Below are 22,347 nucleotides of genomic sequence, written 5' to 3' on the forward strand. Positions count from 1 at the left end.
GATGCGCTGTGAAGAGAGGAGTAGATCATGCGTAAGACGCAATTGGTGCTGGTGGCACTCGGCGTGACAGCCCTTGCCGGCTTCGCGACGGTTACGCCGGCAGCGGCGCGCGACTATCCTTGGTGTGCCCAGGGCGGTGAGTATGATTATCCGGGGGAATGCTCCTACAGCAGCTATGAACAATGCCAAGCCAGCGTGTCCGGCCGGCTGCTGTACTGCGATCGCAATCCCCGCTTTGCCTACAGCCAGGTTTCTCCGGCGCAACCGCGATCGCACCGGCGGCCGCGCCCCGTCGCGCCGTACTAGCGAGCTGGCTGACTTCAGCCCGGTTGGAGCGCCTCGTATAGGCTCGACGCCTCCAGCCGGCCCGCGTTGCCGCTACCGCTTCGCGTCGGCCTGCTCGATTCCGTTGCATGAGATCAGCATCGTGTAGGGCCGCGCATTGCCCGCGATGTCTGTGGTCTTGATCTCGCCTTTCGGTTCGGCAGTCTGGTAAGGCACCACGGAGTTGTCGAGGAAGTCGCGCAACGCGCCGGTCTTGATCGCGAAGTTGATGTTTTCGGGGATGTTGCCGGTCGCAGCGGCCATCCGTAATCCGTCCAGCTTTCCCGTAACGACGCCAACGATCTGCCCGGTGGTGTCGAACAGCGGGCCGCCGCTATTGCCGGGCTGCACCGGCGCACTGATTTGCAGGAAACGCGAATCGTTGCGCATGCCGCTGAGCGAGCTGACGATGCCGGTCGTGACGGTGAAGTCCGAAGTCAGCAGCCCATGGAACGGAAAGCCGATCGCGACGACGGAATCGCCGGAGCGGATCGAGCGGTCGCGGATCCGGGCGAACTCCTTGAACATGGTCGTCGACGGCGCCTGCAGCAACGCGAGGTCGTTGTTGGCGTCGCTCGACACCACGCGCAAAACCATTCCGGCTTCGCCCGTGAGATTGCCCTTGATGTCGCCGATGCAGCCATTGATCACATGGTTATTGGTGACGACGTGTCCGCTGGCACTCACGACGAACCCGGTGCCGCTCTTGGCTCTGGCAGGTTTGCTGCCGTTGGCTGGCGGTCCCTGCTTGTCCGGCGCTGGCTGCGGCTTGGCGGCGATCTTGGTGAAGTCGCCGGCCTTGTCGAGCCCGTCGGCTTTCACCTTGTGACGCAATTGGCCAGTGCCGCAATCACGGGCCCGGCCGAGGTCAGGTCGAAATTCAGCACGGTGCGGCCGCTCGTCGCGACCATCAGGCTTGCCTTCTGAAACGTTCGTACCACGTTGGCAGGCATGACGGAGCTGAGCATGTTCGTCTGGTTGGCCGTGGCGAACAGTCTGGCCTGCTCCTGTCCGTCAAAGATGACGTCGATCGCGGCGTTCTCGCCCTGCTTGAAGCGGTAGCTGGGACTGGCAAAGCTCAAGATCCACGAGCCCCCAGCATTCTGGCCGACGACGAGAATGACGCCGTTGGCATAAGGCGCCGTCGCGGCACAATGCGAAAAGGCTCCCGTTTCGTCATTGCTGAACGCGCCGCCGACCCAGTTGCCGATTTTGACGCTGCCGAATGGGCCGGCTGCCTGTGCTGCGGTGACGACGCTCACCTGCAATAATGACGCAACGATGAATGACTAAGCCACATACTCTCCCCCCAGCGCGTTCGCGCGCATCTTATCTGCGGGAGGACGTCTCGCGCAACCGGCAGTTGTCTGTTGAGGACGGATCCTCTCGGGCGACCTTCGGGACTTGCCTTTACTTTGCAATCCGATATACTTTGCGGTACAAAGTAACGGACGGATAGACCCGGCAGAGATAGGCGGAGCGAGGTTTTGGCGTTGCCAATGCGCGATCTCGACAAGGCACTGGCCGACATCGTGGCGATCCGCAGCCAGATTGCGGCAGGCACGGCATTTCGCGGTTACGGCCCGGCGACGATGGCCGCGACCGGCGCGGTCGCGCTTCTCACCGCGATCCTGGAATTCTGGCTGCTTGGTGATGCCACCAGCGAACCGCTCGGCTTCTTCTTCGGCTGGTTCATTGCCGCCGCGCTCTCCGGCCTGATCATCGGCATCGAGATGCGCGCGCGTTCGCGCCGCCATCATTCGGGCCTCGCTGATGCCATGATCCACCAGGCTGTCGAGCAATTCCTGCCCGCTGGCGTTGCCGGTGTGCTGCTTGCGGTGGTGATGTGGAAGTTCTCGGGCGAAACGCTGTGGCTGCTGCCGGGCCTGTGGCAGATCCTGGTGTCGCTCGGCATTTTTGCCTCCGTCCGTTCGCTGCCGCGCACCGTGGCGCTCGCCGGCGCCTGGTATTTCATATCCGGCTTTGCGGTGGTGGTGCTCGCGAGCCAGACCCATACGCTGTCGCCATGGACCATGGGCCTGCCCTTCGTGATCGGGCAATCGGTGATGGCGGGCATTCTGTATTTCGCATCGGGAGACCATGATGTCGAAGATTGACAGCGCACCCTTCTCTTATGAAGGACTGGACCGCGTGATCCACGAGAAGGCGAGGCTCGGACTTCTGACCTCGCTGATGGCGCATCCGAAAGGTCTGGCGTTCGCCGATCTCAAGCAGCTCTGCGGCCTCACCGACGGCAATCTCAGCCGGCATCTCGCCGTGCTCCAGGAAGCCGGCCTCGTCGAGGTGACCAAGGGCTATGAGGGCAATCGCCCGCACACGACCTGCCGCCTGACCAAGGCCGGCCGCCGCCGCTTCCTCGACTATCTCGCCGTGCTCGAACGCCTGGTGCGCGACGCAGCCAAGGCTGCCGGCCGCGAGGCGGCGCCGCTCGGCCGTCTCGGTATCGTCTCGACCTGATCCTCCCCCTTTTTTGACCGGAGACTTTGCAATGCAAAGTGACCTTGTGTCCCGCAACGAGAAGCTTCACGTCGGCATCATCATGGATGGCAACGGCAGATGGGCGACGCGGCGCGGCCTGTCGCGCGTGCGCGGCCATGAGGCCGGCGTCGAGGCGATCCGCCGCATCGTCGAGGCCGCGCCCAAGCAGGGCATCGGCACGCTGACGCTCTACGCCTTCTCGACCGACAATTGGCGAAGGCCGAAGGCCGAGGTCGCCGCGCTGATGACGCTTCTGAGATTCTACCTCGGCAACGAGGTGCAGAGCCTGGTCAAGAACGGCGTGCGCCTCACCGTGATCGGCCGGCGAGACCGCCTGCCCGACGGTATCGCCAATGCGATCGCGCGCGCGGAAGATGCCACCGCACACGGCGGCACGCTTCATCTGCGCATCGCCGTCGACTATTCCGCCCGCGACGCCATCCTCAACGCGGCGGCGAAGGCGGCGGCGCTGACGAGTCTCACCCGCGAGGCGTTCTCGCAGCTCGTCACCGGCGAGGCCGGTTTGCGCGACGTCGACCTCATCATCCGCACCTCGGGTGAGAAACGGCTGTCGGACTTCCTGCTCTGGGAAGGTGCCTATGCCGAGCTGCACTTCACCGAGCGGATGTGGCCCGAATTCGACGCGGGCGATCTCGCTGCGGCCCTGGCCTCCTTCCACGGCCGCGAGCGTCGCTTCGGCGGCCTCCAGGCGATCGTGCCGGAGGAGGTGCCTTCACTCTCTCGCGTGTGACGCCCGGCACCGAGCAACGAACTGTTCGTTTTCGGCCGCAAGATTGGCAGCACCGTCCAAGCGGTAAGCGCGCCGTCTCGGCTAGGTCTGCATTCGATGCAACCTGCCGAGAGCCGCGCGCATGTCACAGCCGTTGCTGGATGCCATTGTCGAGTCAGCCGAAGGCAACGCCACGCTTCGTATCAGGCCGGCCAGCGCGTCCGATGTCGAGATCCTCTCGATCTATTTCACGAGCCTCTCCACGACATCGCGCAACAAGCGCTTCATGGGCGCGCGGGCGGACTTTGCAATGATCGCGGCCGAATGCGTCGCCAAGACCAGCAATCCCGGTCATTTCACCCTGCTCGCCGAGATCAGGCACGAAGGGCAGGGCACGATCATCGGCGAAACCAGATACGCCTACGATGCGGCTGCACGGCATGGTGATTTCGCCATCTCTGTTGCCGATGGCTTTCAGCGCCAGGGCGTCGGCCTCCAGATGATGACGGCGATGGAGAGGCACGCGAGCGATCTCGGTCACGAGATGATTGCAGCCGAGACCGCGCGCGTGAACGCCGAGATGCGCGGTCTTGCGAAGAAAGCGGGGTTCGAGGACACCGGTCTCGGAGACTGGCAGTCGGTCCATCTCGCGAAGCGTCTGTCGCGATAGCCGGGCTTGCCGCGAACCGAGCAAGCGCGACCGAAGTCGGCGGACGTGGCGGAGCTGGACCCGAGCGTCGAATTCTGGTGTCGTGGCACACCCTCAATCGCGTGTCTCCCAATGACCTCCTTCAAGACCATTCGTGCGCGCGCCGAAAAACGCAAGGGCGGGCCCAAGGCGCTCGAAAAGCTGATGCCGGAAAAGCCCGACCTGAAGGGCCTCGCCAAACGCGGCGACGACCGCATCCTCGCAGAGATGACGAAGCGTGTGTTTTGCGCGGGCTTTGCCTGGAGCGTGATCGAGACGAAATGGGACGGGTTTGAAGACGCCTTCCTGCGTTTCCAACCGGCCAAGCTCACCTTCCAACCGGAGGATTATTGGGAGGACCTGCTGCGCGACGCGCGCATCGTGCGCAACGGTGCCAAGATCATGTCGGTGCGCGACAACGCGGCCTTCGTCCAGGAGATCGCAAGAGAGCACGGCAGCTTCGGCAGGTTTCTGACGAAGTGGCCGCCGTCCGACCAGATCGGCCTGCTCGAGCTTCTAAGCAAGCGCGGCAGCCGTTTGGGTGGCAATACCGGCCAGATGCTGCTGCGGTTCGTCGGCTGGGACGGCTTTGTGACGTCCAGGGACGTCGTGGCCTGCCTGCGCGATGCCGGTCTCGACATTGCCGAAGAGGTGAAGTCGAAGGGCGATCTCGCCAAGGTGCAGGCGCAGTTCAACGCCTGGGCCGAGGAGACCGGGTTGTCCTACACATATCTGTCACGCATCTGCGCGCACTCTGTTGGCGAGAACAGAAGCGAGTAACGAATTCGGCTCTTGAAATCAGCTCTTGGAATTTGGCTCTTGGGATGTTGAATCATGTGCATCCTGTGGCGATCTGGTGCCGCAAGCGCGGCAGACGCGACGCGCGATCACGAAATGCATTTCTCCGGAACATTTGTGCGTAGCACCTGTTCGGGAGATTGGGCCAGGCGAACATCAGCGCAGGGAACGCCCGCTCTGGCTCAGCTCAGTGAAACCGACGTGACAGAAACGGAGCAGCTCATGAAGCTCACATCCGAACAGGTGAAGCAGACCGTCAACCAGCTCGGCGCTCAAGTGCTGCCCGACGAGCATCCCGCGATGCCGCAGCTCAACAGCATGTTCGGCGAGCACACTTTCTTCGTCGATGAGACGGGGCTGAAGGTCGTCGAGCCCACGGCGCCGCCCGGCACCGAGCGTCAGAGCGGCGAAGTCGTCAGCCTCGCCGATTGGGGCGATTCCGAGCTGACCCGCCTGATGGCACACGAGCCCGAACCGACGGGCGTGATCGTCGTGTTCGAGCACGTGAGGCATTGATCGGGCCCAGCGGATCGTCCTTCGGCGGCGAGTCTGAAAACCCGCCACCGTAGATTCGCGTTGCGAGCGCGCTCGACGTGGCTCTCTGCGTCCGCCGAAAGCCCGTCGGTTTGGTTCAGATGCCGAGAGTCAGCTGCGGCGGCTCCGCATCGTCCCCGGCCTGGAGGGAAGACAGCGAGACCCCCAGCAGCCTGACGCTCTTGGGCAGCGGAATCTCGACTTCGAGCAGGCCGCAAGCCAGCCGCTCAAGATCGTCCCGGCCTGCAACCGGCGAAAGAGCGGACCTGCTGCGCGTGATGATCTCGAAGTCGGCAAACTTGATCTTCAAGGTGACGGTGCGGCCACGGCTGCCCGTCGCCTCGCAATGGCGCCACACCTTGTCGACGAGCGGCTTGAGCTCGGCGACCAGCGCGTCGAATTCGGTGAGATCGCTTGAGAACGTGGTCTCCGCGCCGATGGACTTGCGGACCCGGTTGGCCCGGACCGGCCGTTCGTCGACACCGCGCGAAATCCAGTAGTAATAGGCGCCCGACTTGCCGAAATTGGCATTCATGAACTCCAGCGTCTGACGACGAATATCGAGACCGGTGAACATGCCGAGCGCGTTCATCTTCGCACCCGTGGCCGGGCCTATCCCATGGAATTTTCCGACCGGCAGGGTCTCGACGAAGGCGGGTCCCATCTCCGGTGAAATCACGAACTGACCGTTGGGCTTGCGATGATCGGAGGCGAGCTTGGCCAGGAACTTGTTGTAGGAGATGCCGGCCGAAGCGTTGAGGCCCGTCTCGGCCTTGATCCTCTCGCGGATCCTGAGCGCAACATCACGCGCCAGCGGGATGCCTTGCAGGTTTTCCGTCACGTCGAGGTAGGCCTCGTCGAGCGACAACGGCTCGATGATCGGGGTATGCTCCGCGAAGATATCGCGGATCTGCCTAGAGATCGCCTTGTAGACCTCGAAGCGCGGCTTGACGAAGATCAGATCGGGACATTGTCGCTTCGCCGTCACGGATGGCATGGCAGAGCGAACGCCGAACTCGCGGGCCTCATAACTGGCGGCCGCGACGACGCCACGTTCCGCGGAGCCTCCGACGGCGACCGGCTTTCCGCGCAGCTCCGGATGATCGCGTTGTTCCACGGACGCGTAGAAGGCATCCATGTCGATATGGATGATCTTGCGGACGGGCGAAGCTTCGCCGGTCGCCGTGTCGGATTCGCTCATGGCAAGATGATACAATCGAGCGATGAGAAGCGCGAGGTGGGTGTGGTTCAGCGCTCGAGACAGGCTGGCCGCCGCTCCGGGATGTCCCACTTCATCAAAAACAATCTCAGGCTTGTGAGTGGCCAGCATGGCCACGCGCTCTAATATGAGGCTGCGGAGGACAGCCCATGCAATACAGCTCCGAACTCATTCGAACGATGCGTCAGGCGCTGGAGGCCGTGATGGCCAGCGTGCCGCCCGATCAGTCGGTGTTCGGCCTGAAGGCGGCGGTCGCCGAATGCATCCTGAAGGCGGCCGCACACGGTCAGACGTCCTACGACGGACTGGTCACGTCGGCTTCCGACCAGGTTCAGGCGATCATCTCGATGCTGAATTGAGGTGGGCTTGCGCCGAGCAGGCGATGACCTGAGCGGGCGGGGTAACAACGCAAATCGGGTGAGGGTGCCTCCAGCGTGCACTGGAGGAGACTGGCGCACCCGACACGATTCGAACGTGTGACCTTTGCCTTCGGAGGGCAACGCTCTATCCAGCTGAGCTACGGGTGCTAGTCGAGGTTCATTTAGCCGATTGGCGGAGGGTGGGCAACCGCTTCCGCCGGCTTCGTCCAGGCTGATTTGGGCTAGGCTGATTTACGAGTCGCGCGGTCAGGAACCGGCACGCCGTCCCGCCCGAGCTTGGCGAACTCGGCGAGCAGCCGTTCGGAGCACATGACGCGGTTGCGGCCGAGCCGTTTGGCCGCATAGAGCGCCTGGTCGGCCGCGCCCAGCAGCCGTTGGGGGCTGTCGTCGGTTTCGTCCGGAATGTGGCTGGCGACGCCGACACTCAGGGTGACGTGCTCGCCGGCCCCGATGGCGCCGTGGGTGACCCGCAAGGCCATCACCGCGCAGCGGATTTCGTCGGCGATGGCGCAGGCGGCATCGCAACCCATGTCCGGCAGGATCAGCGCGAATTCCTCGCCGCCATAACGGCTGGCGAGATCGAGCGGGCGCACGGCATACCGGCTGACGACGGACGCGACCGCGCGCAGGCATTCGTCGCCGCTCTGGTGGCCGTGGCGGTCGTTGAACAGCTTGAAATGATCGACATCGACGAACAGCAGCGCCATGGGCTTCTGCGTCCGCTGGGCGCGGGCCCATTCACTCATCAGCATCTGGTCGAACGCGCGGCGGTTCGACAGGCCGGTCAGCCCGTCCTTGGTGGCAAGCTCCTTCAGGGCCATCTCGGCGCGCTTCTGGTCGGTAAGGTCGCGCAAAGTCTCCACCACCGCGATCAGATGGCCGGCCTCGTCGTGAATGGGGCCGGCGTCGATGGCGAGATAGAGCTGGCTGCCGAGCTTCGGCATCACGCACCAGTTTTCGGCGCTGAAGCCGAGCCCGTTATGACCGCGCGCGGCATATTCCGAATAGAACGCCGGCAGCTGTTCCGGGCGGTCGAGCGCGACGAGGTCGGCGAGGCAAGGGCGCCTGGTCTCGTAGAAGGCCTGCCAGTGCTTATTGGTGCCGATCACTTCGGAGGCGGCGACACCGGTCAGCCGCTCGCAGGCTCTGTTCCAGATCACGACGCGGCGCTTGGGGTCGATCACGAAGGTCGGCACCACCAGATGCTGCATCAGCCGCACGGCATAGGAATCCGCAACGTCGACCGTCTTGGCTGGCGTTTTCCCCGGCTTCGCCATCTCAGGCCACCGCCGCCACCGGCAAGGCATGGCTCGGACCGAACAGCTTTCGCACTTCGCTGGCCGGCTTCGGTCTGCTGAAGAGATAACCCTGCATCTCCGTGCAGCCGAGCGCACGCAGCATCTCGCGCTGCGCCTCGGTCTCGACGCCCTCCGCGACCGTGGTCATGTTGCTGGCGGCGGCGATGTTCACCACCGCCTGCACGATCACGGGCGCGCCGCTCGTCTCGGCGATATCAGCGACGAAACAGCGGTCGATCTTGATCTTGTCGAACGGGAAGCGCTTCAGATAGCTGAGCGAGGAATAGCCGGTGCCGAAATCGTCGAGCGCGATGCGCACGCCGATGGCGCGGAGCTGGTGCAGGATCGAGAGCGCCGCCTCGTCGTCGCGGATCAGCACGGCCTCGGTGATCTCGAGCTCGAGCCGGGAGGGGGCAAGTCGGGAAGCGGCGAGCGCGCCGGCGATCCGCAGTGCCAGCGTGTCGCATTTGAGCTGCACCGGCGAGACGTTGACCGCGACACGCACATGCGCCGGCCAGGTCGCGGCCTCGTTGCAGGCCATGCGCAGCACCCAGTCGCCGAGCTCGTTGATCAGGCCGGTGTCCTCGGCAATCGGAATGAACTCCGCCGGCGACACCATGCCGCGCTCGGGATGCCGCCAGCGCAGCAGCGCCTCGCAGCCTGTGACCTCATTGGTGCGCAAGTCGACCAGCGGCTGATAGTGGATCTCGAAACCGCCGTTCACCAGGGCCTGCCGCAGATCCTGCTCCAGGCTCAGGCGCGCCTTGGCGCTCGCATCCATCTCCGGCTCGAAGAAGCGGTGAGTGCGGCGTCCTCCGGCCTTGGCGCCGTACATCGCGAGATCGGCATTCTTGATGAGCTGGTCGAGATCGGTGCCGTCCTGCGGCGCCATCGCGATGCCGATGCTGGCGTCGGTGGAGAGCTGATGGCCGAAGCAGTGATAGGGCCGGCGGATCGCCTCGAAGATCCGCGTCACGAATGACACCACGTCGGCGGACGACTTGATGCCGGTCTGGATCACCGCGAATTCGTCGCCGCCGAGCCGCGCGATCAGGTCGTCCTGTCCGAGGCAGCCGCGGATGCGGGCGGCGATTCCCTTCAACAGCTCGTCGCCGACGTGATGGCCGAGCGAATCGTTGATGCCCTTGAACTCGTCGACGTCGATATAGAGCAGCGCGAACTGACTGCCGCCGCCGACCTTCTCAAGTTCGCGCTCGATCTGCTCGCGGAATAGCGTCCGGTTGGGTAGGTCGGTGAGCGCATCGTAATGCGCCATATGCGCGATCTTTTCGTCGGCGCGCCGTCGTTCGGTGACGTCCTCGACCACGTTGATGAGGTAACGCGGCTCGCCGGAATTGTCGCGGATCCCGATCCGGGTCGAGGTGATGTAGCGCATCCCCTTGGCCTGGCTCTGCCAGGCATGTTCGTCTTTGAACAATCCCTCGGTCATCTGCAGCGCCTTGCTGTCGTCGTCGGTGACGACTCTGGCGGAGGCATCCGGGTAAATGTCGAAGGGAGTCTTGCCAACGATGTTTTCACTCGATTGGCCGAAGTGCTCTTCGGCGGTCCGGTTGACGAGCAGATATTGCCGCGTTTGAGCATCCTTCACCGTGATCTGCGATGGGATGTGGTCGATGATCTCGCGTAGGAACATGTAGTTGCGGTCGCGTTCCTGCTCCAGATTGCGGCGTTCGGTGATGTCTTCGATCGTGGCCACCCACCCGCCCTGCGCGAGTGGGGTGTTGATGACCTGGAAAGCGCGGCCGCTCGGCAAGTGATGGCTTCTGGTGGAGACCGTGCCCTCCGCGACGATCCTCATGACGTCGGCGCAAAATGCCTCGACATCGCCTTCGAACGCGCTGCGCTCCTTGCGATGATACATCGCCTCGCGGATGTGACAGCCGGGCTTGATGACGTCGTGGGAGAGGCCGAACATGTCGGCGTAGCGGCGGTTGCAGGTGACGATGTATCCGGCTGCATCGTACAGGATCAACCCTTGCGACATGTTGTTCAAGGCGGTGTCGAGCCGCCCTCGCTCCGCTTCCAGCCGCTGCTGCGCCTCCCGATTCTGCCGGCTGATCTGGCGAACGATCAGGAACAGGATCAGCGCAATCACAGTCGCCGAAAGCGCGGCGGTGGTGACCATGAAACCGGTCTGCTGCCGCCAGTCGGCCAGCGCCGCGCTCGTGGTGTTGGTCGCGACGATGACCAGCGGGAAATGCGAAAGCGAGGCGCCGGAGCCGAGGCGCTCGTCGCCGTCGATCGGGCCCCTGACGCGCAGGGTGTGCCGGCCACCTTCGGCCAGCATCTTGCGCATCAGCGGCGCGTCCTTGAAGTCCCTGCCGATCAGCTCTTCGACATGCGGGTAGCGCGACAGCATCTTGCCATTGCGGTCGAACAGCGAGATCGCCGTGCCCTCCGCAAGCGCAACGGATGCGAAATAGTTCTGGTAGCTGTCCGGATCGATCCGGCGGACCATCGTGCCGAGGAAGCTGCCGTCCACGCCGTTCAGCCGACGCGCGACAATCGTGGTCCATTTGCCGATGATGAAACTGCGGACCGACTCCAGAATTACCGGTTCGGCCATCGGATCGGATTTGAAGGTCTGGAAGTAGGCGCGCGAGGAGATGTTGATCTTGGGCAGCGGCTGGGCTCGCGACCAGTTGATCAGTTCGCCATCGGCATCGTAGATCGCGATGTCGCCGAGATAAGACACCGAGCTGATCTTGCTCCGCAGCATCTGGTTCGTCGCAGGTCCGGACATGCGCTCGCGGAACATCGCGGCGGAACTGATCTCCGGCAGGTTCATCTGCCCGATCACATCGGCGGCGACGACGTCCGCATCTTCGAATTGCTGATCGAAGTGCCGCGCGATCAGCTGCACGGTATTTTCCAGCTCGCGCTCGCGGTTGGCCAGGGTACGTTCGCGAAATTCGCCGACGGCCATGGCGGTCACGGCGAAGATCCCGGCGACCAGCAACACGCCGCACAAAGTGAGCCACAGCACCGGTCCGCGCCGAATGGCTGCCTCCCAGCCGTGCTTCGCGGCTAGGAGCATTCGTGACGCAATCTCTGCAAAGACCTGGCGCATTCCCTCCCCCTGGAAGGACAGGAATACACCGCACAAATGGCGTAAAGCTTAGGAAAGCCAGTTACCTGGGCGTTAATCTCGTTGCGCGAATCGGTTGCGCCGAGCGAGCCGCCGCGCTGCATCATGAATCGCGCGTTAATGCGCGCTGCCCGCACTCTTGTGGTCGCCGGCACTGCGCAGCCGTCCCACCACGCCGGTCGGAAAGAAGTAGACGCTGGCGATGAAGAGCAGCCCGAGCCACAGCAGCCAGCGATCGGGATGCAGCAGCCCTGGCAGCAGCGGCAGGCCGGCTTCCGACGCCGCCTTGGAGGCGACGCCCATCAGCGCCTGCAGATAGTTCTGGGCGAGGATGAAGATGGTGGCGCCGATGATCGCGCCGTAGATCGTGCCCATGCCGCCGATCACGACCATCAGCAGGATGTCCAGCATGATCGAGAAGCTGAGCGAGGTATCGGGGCCGGCATAGCGCAGCCACAGTGCATTGAGAATGCCGGCGCCGGCGGCGACCAGTGCGGCGATGCAGTTGGCGTAGCTCAGGTGGAAAACGGTGCGGAAGCCGAGCGCCTCGGCGCGGAAGCGGTTTTCGCGGATCGCCTGCAGCACGCGCCCGAACGGCGAGTTCACCACCCGCAGCAAAGCGAGGATCATCAGGGCGGAGACGGCGAACACCAGATAGTAGGTCAGGATGCGGCCGTTGACCTCAAATCCCAGCACGTTCTTCGAGATCAGCACCGTGCCGGGCCTGAGCAGCTCGGGCAGCTGAAAGCTGCGCCCGTCCTCGCCGCCGGTCAGCCAGGACAGCTGCGAGGCCAGCACCTGGAAGGCGGATGCGACCGCGAGCGTGATCATGGCAAAGAAGATCGCGGCGACCCGCAGCGAGAACAGTCCGATTGCAAGCGCAAGCAGCGCGGCAAGCGGCAGGCCGACCACGATGCCGGTTGCGACCGCGCCCCAATTCGGGCCCATCCCGTACAGCGCGATCGCGATCGCGTAGCTGCCGATCCCGTAGAACATGGTGTGTGCGAATGACACCGAGCCGGTATAGCCGAGCAGGAGGTCGTAGGAGGCGACCAGCGCGGCGAAGACGCAGATCTTGGCCGCGACGTTCAGCGCCTTCGCCCCGGGAAACAGGAACGGCGTCGCCACCAGCGCCAGGATGATGAGGACGAGAACGAGCGTGAGCACGCGGCTGCGCGGCGGATCGCCTGACAGGATCATCATCGGCTGGTCACCGCATAGAGGCCGCGCGGCCGCCACATCAGAATGGCGACCATCAGCAGGATGTTGGAGACGAGGGCGAGCTTCGGCACCAGGAAGCCGCCGTAATTGGCAATCATTGCCACCAGGATCGCTCCGATGAAGCAGCCGCCGATCGAGCCGAGGCCCCCGATGATGACGACGATGAAGATCAGGACGGTGAGGTCGTCGCTCATGGAGGCGTGGACCTGCTCGCGATACAGCGCCCACATCACACCGCCGAGGCCGGCGAGCGCCGATCCCGTCATGAACACGCCGAGGAACAGACGGCGGATGCGATAGCCGAGCGCCTCGACCATCTCGCGATTCTCGACGCCGGCGCGGATCAGAAGCCCGAGCTTGGTCCGGTTGAGCACGAGCTGGATCGCGATGAAGACGGTGAGGCCGATCAGCGTCGCCAGCACGCGGTATTTCGCGATCGCGACGTCGCCGAGGATGAAGGAGCCGCGCAGCGACGTCGGCAGCGGCGCCGGGATGATCTGTGGCCCCCACACTGCATAGAGCGTCTGCTCGGCGACGATCAGGCCGCCCGTCGTCATCAGGATCTGCTTCAGATGCTGGCCGTAGACGGGCAGGATCAGCACCCGCTCGACGATCAGGCCGAGCGCGCCGGACACCGCCATCGACAGCAATGCCGCCGGCGCCAGCACCGCGAGGTTGATCCACAGCGAATCGACCTGGAGCGAGGCCGCGAACGGCGCCAGCACCAGGGTCGCGACATAGGCCCCGACCGCGATGAAGGCGCCATGGCCGAAATTGAGCACGTCCATCAGGCCGAACACGAGCGTCAGTCCGGAGGCCATGATGAAGATCATCATGCCCATCGCGAGGCTCGCGGCCGTCAGCGTCAGCCAGGTGCTGGGCGAGCCGATCAGCGGGATCATCACGAGGGCGACCGCGATCGGCAGCAGGATCGGCGCGATGTCGCGCTTCGGCTTCGGCAGCGGATCGGTTGCGGCGAGCTCGGTCATTGATGCGTCTCCAGGCTCAGGCCCAGCAGCCGCTCCTGCAGTGGCACGTCGGCGGCCAAGGCGGCCATCTCGCCGCGATGAACGATGGTGCCGTTGTCCATCACCAGCACGTCGTCGCCGAGCTCGCGGGCGGCAAAGAAATTCTGCTCGACCATCAGGATCGTGGCGCCCTTGCGCTTGATCTCCTTCAGACACTCGATCAGCGCCATCACGATTGCTGGGGCCAGCCCCTTGGTCGGCTCGTCGATCAGCAGGAGCTTGCGCGGTTCGATGATGGCGCGGGCAATCGACAGCATCTGCTTCTGTCCGCCCGAGAGACTTCCCGCGCGCGACAGCCAGAACCGGCGCAGCGCGGGGAAGAAGCCAAAAATCCAGTCCAGCTGGGCGTCGTCGAGTGGTCCGTCGCGCGCCGCCAGCACCAGATTTTCCTTCACCGTGAGGTCCGAAAACACCGCCATGCTCTCCGGCACGTAGCCGACGCCGAGCCGCGCGACGTCGGGCGTCGCACGGCTCTCGATGCGCTCGCCGGCGAGGCTGATCTCGCCGGAGGAGGCCTGCCAGAGGCCCATGATGGTGCGCAACGTCGTGGTCTTGCCGGCGCCGTTGCGGCCGAGCAGCATCGTGGTCTGCCCCTGCGCGACAGCGAGATCGATGCCCTGGAGGATGTGATAGCGGCCGATATGAGTGTGAACACCGGAGAGCCTCAACAGATCGGTCATGCTGCGCTCCCTCCAGCCGTCTTCCCTTCAACGTTCTTTGGCGCGACGCCGAGATAGGCTTCCTGCACGATCGGTGACGCAATCACCTCGGCAGGCCTGCCGTCCGCAACAAGCTGCCCGTTATGCAACACGATGATGCGGTCGGCGAGCGATCGCACCACGTCCATCTTGTGTTCGACCAGGAGAATGATCCTGCTTTTGTCCTGCTTGAGCTGCGCGATCAGGTTCAGCACGACCGGCACCTCGTCGATGCTCATGCCCGCGGTCGGCTCGTCGAACATGAACACCTTTGGCTCGAGCGCCATCATCAGCGCGACCTCGAGCTTGCGCTGATCGCCATGCGACAGTGCGGTCGCGGCGACGCCACGGCGGCCGCCGAGCGCGACCTGATCCAGGATAGCATCGGCGCGGGCGATCAGATCGCGGCGGACCATCCAGGGCCGCAGCATATCGTAGTGAGTGCCGTCGGCGGCCTGCACCGCGAGGCGGACGTTTTCCTCCACGGAAAGGTTCGGAAAGAGGTTGGTGAGCTGGAAGGCGCGCCCCAGGCCCGCGCGCGTCCGCATCGGTGCGGAGTGCTGGGTGATGTCGGTGCCGTCGAACAGGATGCTGCCGCTCGATGCGCGGAGCTGGCCGGAAATCAGGTTGAAATAAGTGGTCTTGCCGGCGCCGTTCGGGCCGACGATCGCGGTGAGTTCGCCCGGGCGGAAGCTGCAAGTGACGCTGTTGACCGCGACATGGCCGCCGAAGCGGATGGTGAGGTCGCGGGTTTCGAGGGTCAGCGTCATGAGAGATTTCGATCGGGTTTGGTTGGGAGTGCATCCGCGACCACACTGGGCTCGCTCCCCCGCTTGCGGGGGAGGCACAGGCGGCCTACGGCCGCCGTTCTTGAAAGAACGCCGATGCGTAGCATCGGCTACGGGAGAGGGTGTCTCCTCAGGCAAGAACCCCCAAAGAGGACAGAGCCTTCTCCCGGCCTCTCCCGCACGCGGGAGAGGTGAAGAAGCAGCTACCGCTTGTTCTTGACCGGAACGTCCATGTCCTCGATCTTCAGCTCGCGCACCGGCTCGAGCACGGCCCAGGCGACATTCGGATCGACCTTGACCTTGAAGTGATACATGCTCTGCAGCGCCTGATGGTCTTCCTTGCGGAACATCATCTTGCCCTTCGGCGTGTCGAACTCCAGGCCTTCCATGGCCGTGATCAGCTTCTCGGTGTCGGTCGACTTCGCCTTGGTGACGGCGGCGACGACGGACATCGCCGCAGCGAATCCGCCCGCGGTGAAGAAGTCCGGCGGCGCGTTGAAGCGCTTCTGGTGCTCGGCGACGAGCCAGTCATTTACCGGGTTCTTCGGGATCGCGTAGAAATAATAGGTCGCGCCTTCCATGCCGGGCAGGCCCTTATAGGCAGCGAGCGCCGGCAGGATGTTGCCGCCGGTGGACAGTTCGATGCCGTAGCGCTTCGGATCCATGTCCTGGAGTTTCGCCAGCGGATTGCCGGCGCCGGCCCAGATCACCCAGATCACCTTGCGGCCCGGCTTGTCCTTCAGCGCGTCGAACAGGCGCTGGCCGACCGCGGTGAAGTCGGTGGTCGAGGTCGGGGCATATTCTTCGGCGGCGAGCGTCGCGCCGGTCTTGCCGAGCGCCTCCTTGAAGGCGGCGACGCCGTCGCGGCCGAAGGCGTAGTCCTGCGCCAGCGTCGCGACGGTGACGCCCTGCTTGCCGATCGCGACCGCGTTCGAGATCGCGTCCTGCGACGAGTTGCGCGCGGTGCGGAAGATGTAGCGATTCCACTTCTCGCCGGTAATCTGATCCGCGACCGCGGGCTCGACGATCAGGATCTTCTTGTTTTCCTCGGCGACGGGCAGGATCGCGAGTGCCGCGGCCGACGAGGTCGTGCCGATCGCGATGTCAACCTTGTCGTCCTGATAGGCTTCCGCGAGCGCGGCCTTGGAGAGATCCGGCTTGCCCTGGTCGTCCTTGGTGATGACGACGATCTTGCGCCCGTCGAGCGTCATGGTGCCCTTGGTGGCGTATTCAAACCCCATCTGCAGGCCGGTCTCGGTCTGCTTGGCATAGGCCTCGAGCGGGCCGGTCTTGCCATAGATCAGCGCGATCTTGAGATCGTCGGCCTGTGCGGAGGTGCCCGCGGCGAGGGCGAGGATGGTTGTTGTTAAGATGAGCGATCGGCGCACGATGGTCCCTCCTGATGAATTCTTTGGCCATAGCGATTTGCACAACCGTGCGGACATTGCAATTCCACCTTCCGGCGGACCACGCGACGGGCATGTGTGACATTGTCCGGCCCGGCCGCGCCGGATCGCTTCTGCCGAGGAAATCGGCAGATGCAATTGTTGACCTCACCCGTGGAACGGGTCGCTCAGGCTTTGCAAAGTAACGATCAGGCCGGGGGTTACCGCCGGTATCCGTTCGCGCGGGAATAGCCCTGCCGGTTCTGCTGCGTCGAGCGGTTTGTGACGCTGGCGCGTGCTTCGCTGGAGACGGGCGTTGCGAGCTTCAGCTCCTCCAGGAAGATCGGCCGGGAGAAATAATAGCCCTGCGCGTAACGGATCTTGGTCGCAGCCTGGAGGTAGGCGAGCTCCTCGTAGGATTCGATGCCTTCGGCAATCACGGTCATGCCGAGCGCTTCGCTCAGGGATTCGATCGCGCGCAGGATGCCCTGGTTGCGCGGACGCTTATGGATATCGGTGATGAAGGATCGGTCGATCTTGATCTCGTCCGCGGTGATGTCGGCCAGCGCCGAGAGCGAGGAATAGCCGGTGCCGAAATCGTCGATCGAGATGGCGACGCCGAGCTTGCGGAACATCGGCAGGATCTCGGCCTGGAAATGATTCTTGGCGACGAAGGCGTCTTCCGTCACCTCGATCATGAAGCGCTGCGGAAAGCCGGTGTCGTCGAGCGCCTGGGCAAAGCTGCGCATGAATTCCGGGTTGCCGGCCTGCTTGGCCGCGACGTTGATGCTGATGGTCGCTTCCGCACCGAACGTCTCGTTGATCAGGTCGATCGACTTGACGATCTCGGCGAGCACGAGATGGGTCAGCTCGTCGATCAGCCCGAGTTCGGTGGCAAGATTGATGAACGAGCCGGGCGCCTGGATCACGCCCTCGTCGTCGCGCAGCCGCACCAGGGCCTCGATGCCCTTCACGTCCTGCGTGCGGATGTCGACCTTGGACTGGAAGGCGCAGCAGAAGCGCTTCTCCAGGATGGCCTGCCGCAGCGACTGCTCGATCTTCATCCGCGCCAGCGCCTCGCGTTCCATGCTGGAATCGAAGAAGGCCGCCGATCCCTTGCCGTCATTCTTGATGCGGTACATCGCGATGTCGGCGTTCTGGCGCAGTGTCTCGAAGCTGCTTCCGTGATCGGGGTAGAGGCTGATGCCGACGGAGGTTGAGGCGAACACTTCCGAATTGTCGATGAAGAACGGCGCGGTCAGCCGCTCCAGCGTCGACTGCATGAATTCGGCGACTTCCTCCTGGTTCTGGATCGGCGATAGCAGCAGCAGGAATTCGTCGCCGGAGATGCGCGACAGCATGTCCGAGTCGCGCAAGCCGCGTCCAAGCCGCTTCGACAGCTCGACCAGCAGGGCGTCGCCCACGGCGTGCCCGTAATAGTCGTTGATGTGCTTGAAATTGTCGACGTCGAGAAAGGCGAGCGCAAAGCGATCGCCCGTGCGACCCTGCGCGAGCAGGCTGGTGGCGCGATGCTCGATCACGCGCCGCGAGGGCAGGCCGGTCAGATCGTCGAAATAGGCCGAGCGGAACAGCTGGTCTTCGAAATTCTTCTGCTCGGTGATGTCAGAGGAGGCCGAGATCAGCAGCTCGCGTCCGTCGAGGCGGACCGGACGATGGGTGGTCAGCAGCACCTGGCGTGCGGCTCCGTCGTGGAGCGCTTCCTCGGCGACGACCGCCTGGCCGGAGCTCAGGGCCTGCCGGCAGGCTTCGAGGCGCGACGCTAGATCGCGCGAGGGGCGGCTGCCGTCCATGCCGAGCTGGGCAGCCGCGACATCGTTGACCAGGAGAAGTTCGCCTTGCGCGTCCTGCACGGTCAGGCCGGCAGGCAGCATTCTAACGATTTCCTTGAGAAATCCGAGTTCGGCTTCGCTCGCGCCGGAATATTTGTTGTCGTTCATAGAAGTCATGAATCTTGTTGTTTCAGCGCGCCTTTGCAATGGCCGCGATCTTGCGCGGTTCCCTCTTAAGTTTGGTTAAGGGGCCCGGAGAATTACGGTGGTGTTTTGCGGCGATGCGACGCGCGCAGCCTATCGTCATTAACAGGGCGTCAACGCGTCCGGTGAAACCGCGAACGACGCGCGCGAACGGGTTTCGTTGGCGCCGCGTCTAACCGTCCTTGGGGATACGGCATTGCATGGTGCAATGAAGTCCGGTCCTGAGATAGGAGACCTCCGTCTTGCCGTCGAAGGCCGACAGCGCCGACTTCAACAGCTTGGTGCCGAAACCCGGCTCGGAGATCTTGTCGACGCTCGGACCCTCGGTTTCATCCCAGGTCACGGTCAGGCGATCGTCGCTGACGGTCCATGACACCTGCAACAGCCCGCGCGGCGCGGAGAACGCGCCATATTTGCCTGCGTTGGTGGCGAGTTCGTGAAACATCAGGGACAGCGTGACCGCAAGTTTCGGCGGCAGGAACAGCCGGTCGCCGTTGAGCGTGAAGCGGACATGGCCGTAAGGGCCGAGCTCGGAGATCAGGAGGTCGCGAATGTCGCAGCCGGCCTTGTCGATCCGTGAGATCAAATCGTCGGTCGCGGCAAGCGACCGCAGCCGCGGATCGATCCGGGCCCAAATCTGCGGCTGATCGTGCAGCACCTGATGCAGCACGGCATGCACCGTCGACAGCTTGTTCTTCAGCCGGTGCTGGAGCTCGTCGACCAGCAGCTTGCGGTAGTCTTCTTCCTCGATCAGGCGTCTGGAAATCCGCCGCTGCTCGACGAGGAGCGAGCGATAGTGCTCGACGCCCCAGATGGTGAGCGCGCAGACTGCCCAATAGAGCGCCAGCAGGGCGAATCGCGCGTTATCGGCAAAGGCATCGCCGAAATTCACGACGACGCCGAGCACGCCGCCCACCAGCGCCGTGATGATGCCGATGCGGAAGCCGCCGAACGCGGCTGCAAAGAACACGGCCGGGAAATACGGCGTGAAATAGACGTCGGGCCGCACATGGGCGAGGGCCCAGCGCGCCAGCGTCGCAACCAGCAGGCAGGCGACCGCAAACGCAAGGCTCAGGCCGAGCGACGGCGGTGCCACGCCCTGCCAGCCCTTGCGGAATTCGTCGATCAGCTTCCCCATGCGCAGTCCGGTCGCGATATGCGTTCGACAATCGAGCGATCGCCAGGAATGTTACGCATGTCGCCGGCCCCAAGCAAAGCTTGCCTTGTCGGAAGCCGGCAGGAATAGTGCCTGCCGCGGCGCCGACCGTCGCGGCGCCGTCGTCGATCGGTGTCCGCCATTTGGCGTCAAGGGGTTCGAAAACAGGGACATTCCATGGGCAGGCTGGATGGCAAGGTCGCGGTGATCACGGGCGCGACCAGCGGGATCGGGTTGCGGACTGCAGAAGTCTTCGTTGCCGAAGGTGCCAAAATTGTGATCGCGCGCCGGCGCACACCGGAAGGCGAGGCGCTGGCGAAGCAGCTCGGGGCGAATTGCGTCTTCCGCCAGACGGATGTGACGGTCGAAGCGCAGATGCAGGCGCTGATCGCGCTCGCGGTGGACAAATTCGGCCGCATCGACTGCCTGTTCAACAATGCCGGCGGCCCGGCGCAGACCGGCGGCATCGAAGGCCTCGAGGTCGAGCGCTTCGATGTGGCGATGGCGACCCTGCTGCGCAGCGTCATGCTCGGCATGAAGCACGCCGCGCCGCACATGAAGAAGCAGGGATCTGGCAGCATCATCAACAACGGCAGCATCGCCGGCCGTCTCGCCGGCTTCTCATCATCGATGGTCTATGGTGCGGCCAAGGCGGCGGTGATCCATCTCACCAAATGCGTGGCGATGGAGCTCGGCGAATCCAACGTCCGCGTCAACTCGATCTCGCCCGGCGCCATCGCGACCGGCATTTTCGGCAAGGCGCTCGGGCTTTCGACCGACGCGGCGGAGAAGACGCCGGCGGTGATGCGCGAGGTCTACAAGACCGCGCAGCCGATCCCGCGCGCCGGCCTTCCCGATGACATCGCCCATGCAGCGGTGTTCCTGGCCAGCGACGAATCCAGCTTCATCAACGGCCACGACCTCGTCATCGACGGCGCGATGACCGGCGGCCGCAACTGGAGCCAGCAGCAGCAGGGCTACGTGGCCCTGCGCAAGGCGTTCGATCAGGGGGCCGGGTAGTTTTCGTCATTGCGAGGAGCGAAGCGACGAAGCATTCCGCGGACGCAGTCTGGATTGCTTCGCTTCGCTCGCAATGACGACTGCGATGCTCAAACCGCCTTCACCCGCACCCGCAATCCGTCGCGCGGCTTCGGGATCGGCCACATCTGCCAGTCGGGCTTGTAGCCGGGCTCCAGCGACACCTCGATGTTCTGCAGGAAGTGCCGCGCGAAGCATTTGGCCTGCATGTAGGCGAAGTGCAGGCCGAGGCACATATGCGCGCCGCCGCCGAACGGCACCCAGGCGAAGCGGTGGCGGTTGCGCTGGGCCTCTTCGGTGAAGCGCAGCGGATCGAAGCGATCCGGCTCCGGCCAGATGTCCTTCATGTGGTGGGTGTAGAGCGGATTGACGCCGATCGCAGTGCCGGCCGGAATCGAAAAACCCTTGAAGCTGAAATCGCGCACGGCGCGGCGCGGCATCGAGGGCACCGGCGGCTTGATCCGCAGCGCTTCCTTGAACGCCATCTCCGACAGCGGCATCTTTTCGAGATCGTCGAAGCTGCTTGGCGCGTCAGGGGCGAGCCCCAGCGCCATGACTTCCGCGCGAAGCTTGTCCTGCCAGCCGGGATTTGCCGCGAGTTCGCCAATGAACGACGTCAGCGACGAGGTCAGCGTGTCGTGCGCCGCCATCATCAGGAAGCTCATGTGGTCGATGATGTCCTGTTCCGAGAGCAGCGCGCCGTCCTCGTGGGTTGCGCGGCAGAGCTGCGAGAACAGATCATCACCGCCGAGATTGCCGCGTCGCAGCGGAATCTGCTCGCGGAAATAAGCCACGATGCGCTTGCGTCCCCTGACGCCGGCCGCCATCTGCGTGCCGGGCAGCGGTCGGCGGATCGGGGCGACGGCAGCGGCGACCATGTCGATGAAGGCCCGGTTGATCTCGTCGACCTCCGGCCCGATATCGGCGCCGATAAAGGACGCGGCGGCGAGATCGAGCGTGAGCTGCTTCATCGCCGGATAAAGCTGCATCTCGCCGGGCTTGGCCTTCCACTGCGCGAGGCGGGCGGCGATGCCGCGGTCGAGATCGCCCAGATACGACTTCATCGGGCCGGACTTGAATGCGACCGACAGCGCCTTGCGGTGCAGCCGGTGCTCCTCGAAATCCAGCAGCATCAATCCCCGCGGAAACAACAGGCCGAGCACCTTGTTCCAGCCATGGGTCGAGGAGAACAGCTTTTGCTGGTCGAACAGCACGAGCTCGTTGGCCTCGGGGCCGAGCAGCACGATATTGGTCTCGCCGAAGAAATGCGTGCGATAGACGAGGCCGTATTTGGCGCCGTTCGCCTCGATATGCCCTTTGGGGTCCGCAAGCACCTGGAAGGTCTTGCCGATGATCGGCCAGCCTTCGTCGCCGGGGATGTGGGTCAGCTCGTTGCGCTTGGGCGGAGTGAAGCCGTGCGCAGGGGCGGCCACATTCTGCATCGACATGACGATTGCTCC

20 protein-coding genes, 1 tRNA gene and 1 pseudogene are annotated in these 22,347 nt (G+C 64.1%); 9 read left to right on the forward strand and 13 right to left on the reverse strand.

Features of this window, described 5'->3' with window-relative positions; translation table 11 throughout:
• Positions 1-27 precede the first annotated feature (27 nt).
• Positions 28-306, forward strand: coding sequence for a DUF3551 domain-containing protein (locus AC0L3B_RS05465; protein ID WP_083926408.1), 279 nt, complete (start codon positions 28-30; stop codon positions 304-306).
• Between the two features lie 72 nt (positions 307-378).
• Here the strand turns inward: AC0L3B_RS05465 and AC0L3B_RS05470 are convergent.
• Positions 379-1,624, reverse strand: a pseudogene (locus AC0L3B_RS05470) (S1C family serine protease).
• A 199-nt stretch (positions 1,625-1,823) separates the two neighbouring features.
• On the opposite strand from AC0L3B_RS05470, the gene AC0L3B_RS05475 reads away from it, so the two are divergent.
• From AC0L3B_RS05475 to AC0L3B_RS05500, 6 genes are all read left to right on the forward strand, one after another.
• Positions 1,824-2,441, forward strand: a complete 618-nt coding sequence (locus tag AC0L3B_RS05475; RefSeq protein WP_473380120.1) for a hypothetical protein — start codon at positions 1,824-1,826, stop codon at positions 2,439-2,441.
• Positions 2,428-2,802 (forward strand): winged helix-turn-helix domain-containing protein, encoded by a 375-nt coding sequence (locus AC0L3B_RS05480; protein WP_007616058.1) that lies wholly within the window; start codon positions 2,428-2,430, stop codon positions 2,800-2,802. Before AC0L3B_RS05475 ends, AC0L3B_RS05480 begins: the two co-directional genes overlap by 14 nt.
• A 31-nt stretch (positions 2,803-2,833) precedes the next feature.
• Positions 2,834-3,574, forward strand: a complete 741-nt coding sequence (locus tag AC0L3B_RS05485; RefSeq protein WP_085361990.1) for a di-trans,poly-cis-decaprenylcistransferase — start codon at positions 2,834-2,836, stop codon at positions 3,572-3,574.
• A 121-nt stretch (positions 3,575-3,695) separates the two neighbouring features.
• Positions 3,696-4,223 (forward strand): GNAT family N-acetyltransferase, encoded by a 528-nt coding sequence (locus AC0L3B_RS05490; protein ID WP_085385541.1) that lies wholly within the window; start codon positions 3,696-3,698, stop codon positions 4,221-4,223.
• A gap of 111 nt (positions 4,224-4,334) precedes the next feature.
• Positions 4,335-5,021 carry a DNA-3-methyladenine glycosylase I gene (locus tag AC0L3B_RS05495; RefSeq protein WP_446480425.1) on the forward strand — a complete coding sequence of 229 codons (687 nt, stop codon included), beginning with the start codon at positions 4,335-4,337 and terminating at the stop codon, positions 5,019-5,021.
• A gap of 240 nt (positions 5,022-5,261) precedes the next feature.
• Positions 5,262-5,555, forward strand: coding sequence for a hypothetical protein (locus tag AC0L3B_RS05500; RefSeq protein WP_007598221.1), 294 nt, complete (start codon positions 5,262-5,264; stop codon positions 5,553-5,555).
• Positions 5,556-5,670: 115 nt separating this feature from the next.
• On the opposite strand, the gene dinB is transcribed toward AC0L3B_RS05500, so the two are convergent.
• A complete protein-coding gene (gene dinB / locus AC0L3B_RS05505) occupies positions 5,671-6,774 on the reverse strand; it encodes a DNA polymerase IV (RefSeq protein ID WP_018455858.1) in 1,104 nt (367 codons plus the stop codon).
• A 167-nt stretch (positions 6,775-6,941) separates the two neighbouring features.
• Between dinB and AC0L3B_RS05510 the strand changes: the two genes are divergently transcribed.
• Positions 6,942-7,151 carry a hypothetical protein gene (locus AC0L3B_RS05510; RefSeq protein ID WP_007598219.1) on the forward strand — a complete coding sequence of 70 codons (210 nt, stop codon included), beginning with the start codon at positions 6,942-6,944 and terminating at the stop codon, positions 7,149-7,151.
• A gap of 91 nt (positions 7,152-7,242) precedes the next feature.
• Here the strand turns inward: AC0L3B_RS05510 and AC0L3B_RS05515 are convergent.
• The 10 genes from AC0L3B_RS05515 to AC0L3B_RS05560 all read right to left on the reverse strand — a co-directional run bounded on the left by AC0L3B_RS05515 (position 7,243) and on the right by AC0L3B_RS05560 (position 19,831).
• A tRNA-Arg gene (locus AC0L3B_RS05515) sits at positions 7,243-7,319 on the reverse strand.
• A gap of 74 nt (positions 7,320-7,393) precedes the next feature.
• Positions 7,394-8,449 (reverse strand): sensor domain-containing diguanylate cyclase, encoded by a 1,056-nt coding sequence (locus AC0L3B_RS05520; RefSeq protein WP_473380121.1) that lies wholly within the window; start codon positions 8,447-8,449, stop codon positions 7,394-7,396.
• 1 nt (position 8,450) lies between these two features.
• Positions 8,451-11,561 (reverse strand): bifunctional diguanylate cyclase/phosphodiesterase, encoded by a 3,111-nt coding sequence (locus AC0L3B_RS05525; RefSeq protein ID WP_473380122.1) that lies wholly within the window; start codon positions 11,559-11,561, stop codon positions 8,451-8,453.
• Between the two features lie 135 nt (positions 11,562-11,696).
• Positions 11,697-12,782, reverse strand: a complete 1,086-nt coding sequence (locus tag AC0L3B_RS05530) for a branched-chain amino acid ABC transporter permease (protein WP_198959237.1) — start codon at positions 12,780-12,782, stop codon at positions 11,697-11,699.
• Positions 12,779-13,789, reverse strand: coding sequence for a branched-chain amino acid ABC transporter permease (locus tag AC0L3B_RS05535; protein ID WP_473380123.1), 1,011 nt, complete (start codon positions 13,787-13,789; stop codon positions 12,779-12,781). The genes AC0L3B_RS05530 and AC0L3B_RS05535 overlap by 4 nt, the downstream gene beginning before the upstream one ends.
• The gene (locus AC0L3B_RS05540) at positions 13,786-14,508 is read right to left on the reverse strand and encodes an ABC transporter ATP-binding protein (protein WP_368508920.1); all 723 of its coding nucleotides are present in this window, start codon (positions 14,506-14,508) and stop codon (positions 13,786-13,788) included. The genes AC0L3B_RS05535 and AC0L3B_RS05540 overlap by 4 nt, the downstream gene beginning before the upstream one ends.
• A complete protein-coding gene (locus AC0L3B_RS05545; protein ID WP_456652919.1) occupies positions 14,505-15,296 on the reverse strand; it encodes an ABC transporter ATP-binding protein in 792 nt (263 codons plus the stop codon). The genes AC0L3B_RS05540 and AC0L3B_RS05545 overlap by 4 nt, the downstream gene beginning before the upstream one ends.
• 221 nt (positions 15,297-15,517) lie before the next feature.
• Positions 15,518-16,702, reverse strand: a complete 1,185-nt coding sequence (locus AC0L3B_RS05550) for a substrate-binding domain-containing protein (RefSeq protein WP_166517560.1) — start codon at positions 16,700-16,702, stop codon at positions 15,518-15,520.
• A gap of 218 nt (positions 16,703-16,920) precedes the next feature.
• Positions 16,921-18,657 carry a putative bifunctional diguanylate cyclase/phosphodiesterase gene (locus AC0L3B_RS05555; protein WP_473380124.1) on the reverse strand — a complete coding sequence of 579 codons (1,737 nt, stop codon included), beginning with the start codon at positions 18,655-18,657 and terminating at the stop codon, positions 16,921-16,923.
• A gap of 208 nt (positions 18,658-18,865) precedes the next feature.
• Complete coding sequence (locus AC0L3B_RS05560; protein ID WP_085349750.1) at positions 18,866-19,831, reverse strand: sensor histidine kinase; 966 nt, start codon at positions 19,829-19,831, stop codon at positions 18,866-18,868.
• A 195-nt stretch (positions 19,832-20,026) separates the two neighbouring features.
• On the opposite strand from AC0L3B_RS05560, the gene AC0L3B_RS05565 reads away from it, so the two are divergent.
• Positions 20,027-20,869: an SDR family NAD(P)-dependent oxidoreductase gene (locus tag AC0L3B_RS05565; RefSeq protein WP_473380125.1), complete on the forward strand. Its 843-nt coding sequence runs from the start codon at positions 20,027-20,029 to the stop codon at positions 20,867-20,869.
• An 89-nt stretch (positions 20,870-20,958) separates the two neighbouring features.
• Here AC0L3B_RS05565 and AC0L3B_RS05570 read toward each other — a convergent pair whose 3' ends face one another.
• Positions 20,959-22,335 (reverse strand): cytochrome P450, encoded by a 1,377-nt coding sequence (locus AC0L3B_RS05570; protein ID WP_473380126.1) that lies wholly within the window; start codon positions 22,333-22,335, stop codon positions 20,959-20,961.
• Positions 22,336-22,347: the final 12 nt, after the last annotated feature.

This window comes from Bradyrhizobium sp. Kon56, assembly GCF_055807635.1.

Bases quoted from the DNA above. Each gene is read 5' to 3' on its own strand.
- AC0L3B_RS05565 (WP_473380125.1), top strand. From the start codon at position 20,027: ATGGGCAGGCTGGATGGCAAGGTCGCGGTGATCACGGGCGCGACCAGC.
- AC0L3B_RS05525 (WP_473380122.1), bottom strand. From the start codon at position 11,561: ATGCGCCAGGTCTTTGCAGAGATTGCGTCACGAATGCTCCTAGCCGCG.
- AC0L3B_RS05570 (WP_473380126.1), bottom strand. From the start codon at position 22,335: ATGTCGATGCAGAATGTGGCCGCCCCTGCGCACGGCTTCACTCCGCCC.
- AC0L3B_RS05485 (WP_085361990.1), top strand. From the start codon at position 2,834: ATGCAAAGTGACCTTGTGTCCCGCAACGAGAAGCTTCACGTCGGCATC.
- AC0L3B_RS05535 (WP_473380123.1), bottom strand. From the start codon at position 13,789: ATGACCGAGCTCGCCGCAACCGATCCGCTGCCGAAGCCGAAGCGCGAC.
- AC0L3B_RS05520 (WP_473380121.1), bottom strand. From the start codon at position 8,449: ATGGCGAAGCCGGGGAAAACGCCAGCCAAGACGGTCGACGTTGCGGAT.
- AC0L3B_RS05510 (WP_007598219.1), top strand. From the start codon at position 6,942: ATGCAATACAGCTCCGAACTCATTCGAACGATGCGTCAGGCGCTGGAG.
- dinB (WP_018455858.1), bottom strand. From the start codon at position 6,774: ATGAGCGAATCCGACACGGCGACCGGCGAAGCTTCGCCCGTCCGCAAG.
- AC0L3B_RS05500 (WP_007598221.1), top strand. From the start codon at position 5,262: ATGAAGCTCACATCCGAACAGGTGAAGCAGACCGTCAACCAGCTCGGC.
- AC0L3B_RS05490 (WP_085385541.1), top strand. From the start codon at position 3,696: ATGTCACAGCCGTTGCTGGATGCCATTGTCGAGTCAGCCGAAGGCAAC.
- AC0L3B_RS05465 (WP_083926408.1), top strand. From the start codon at position 28: ATGCGTAAGACGCAATTGGTGCTGGTGGCACTCGGCGTGACAGCCCTT.
- AC0L3B_RS05495 (WP_446480425.1), top strand. From the start codon at position 4,335: ATGACCTCCTTCAAGACCATTCGTGCGCGCGCCGAAAAACGCAAGGGC.
- AC0L3B_RS05480 (WP_007616058.1), top strand. From the start codon at position 2,428: ATGTCGAAGATTGACAGCGCACCCTTCTCTTATGAAGGACTGGACCGC.
- AC0L3B_RS05475 (WP_473380120.1), top strand. From the start codon at position 1,824: ATGCGCGATCTCGACAAGGCACTGGCCGACATCGTGGCGATCCGCAGC.
- AC0L3B_RS05560 (WP_085349750.1), bottom strand. From the start codon at position 19,831: ATGGGGAAGCTGATCGACGAATTCCGCAAGGGCTGGCAGGGCGTGGCA.
- AC0L3B_RS05545 (WP_456652919.1), bottom strand. From the start codon at position 15,296: ATGACGCTGACCCTCGAAACCCGCGACCTCACCATCCGCTTCGGCGGC.
- AC0L3B_RS05530 (WP_198959237.1), bottom strand. From the start codon at position 12,782: ATGATGATCCTGTCAGGCGATCCGCCGCGCAGCCGCGTGCTCACGCTC.
- AC0L3B_RS05540 (WP_368508920.1), bottom strand. From the start codon at position 14,508: ATGACCGATCTGTTGAGGCTCTCCGGTGTTCACACTCATATCGGCCGC.
- AC0L3B_RS05555 (WP_473380124.1), bottom strand. From the start codon at position 18,657: ATGAACGACAACAAATATTCCGGCGCGAGCGAAGCCGAACTCGGATTT.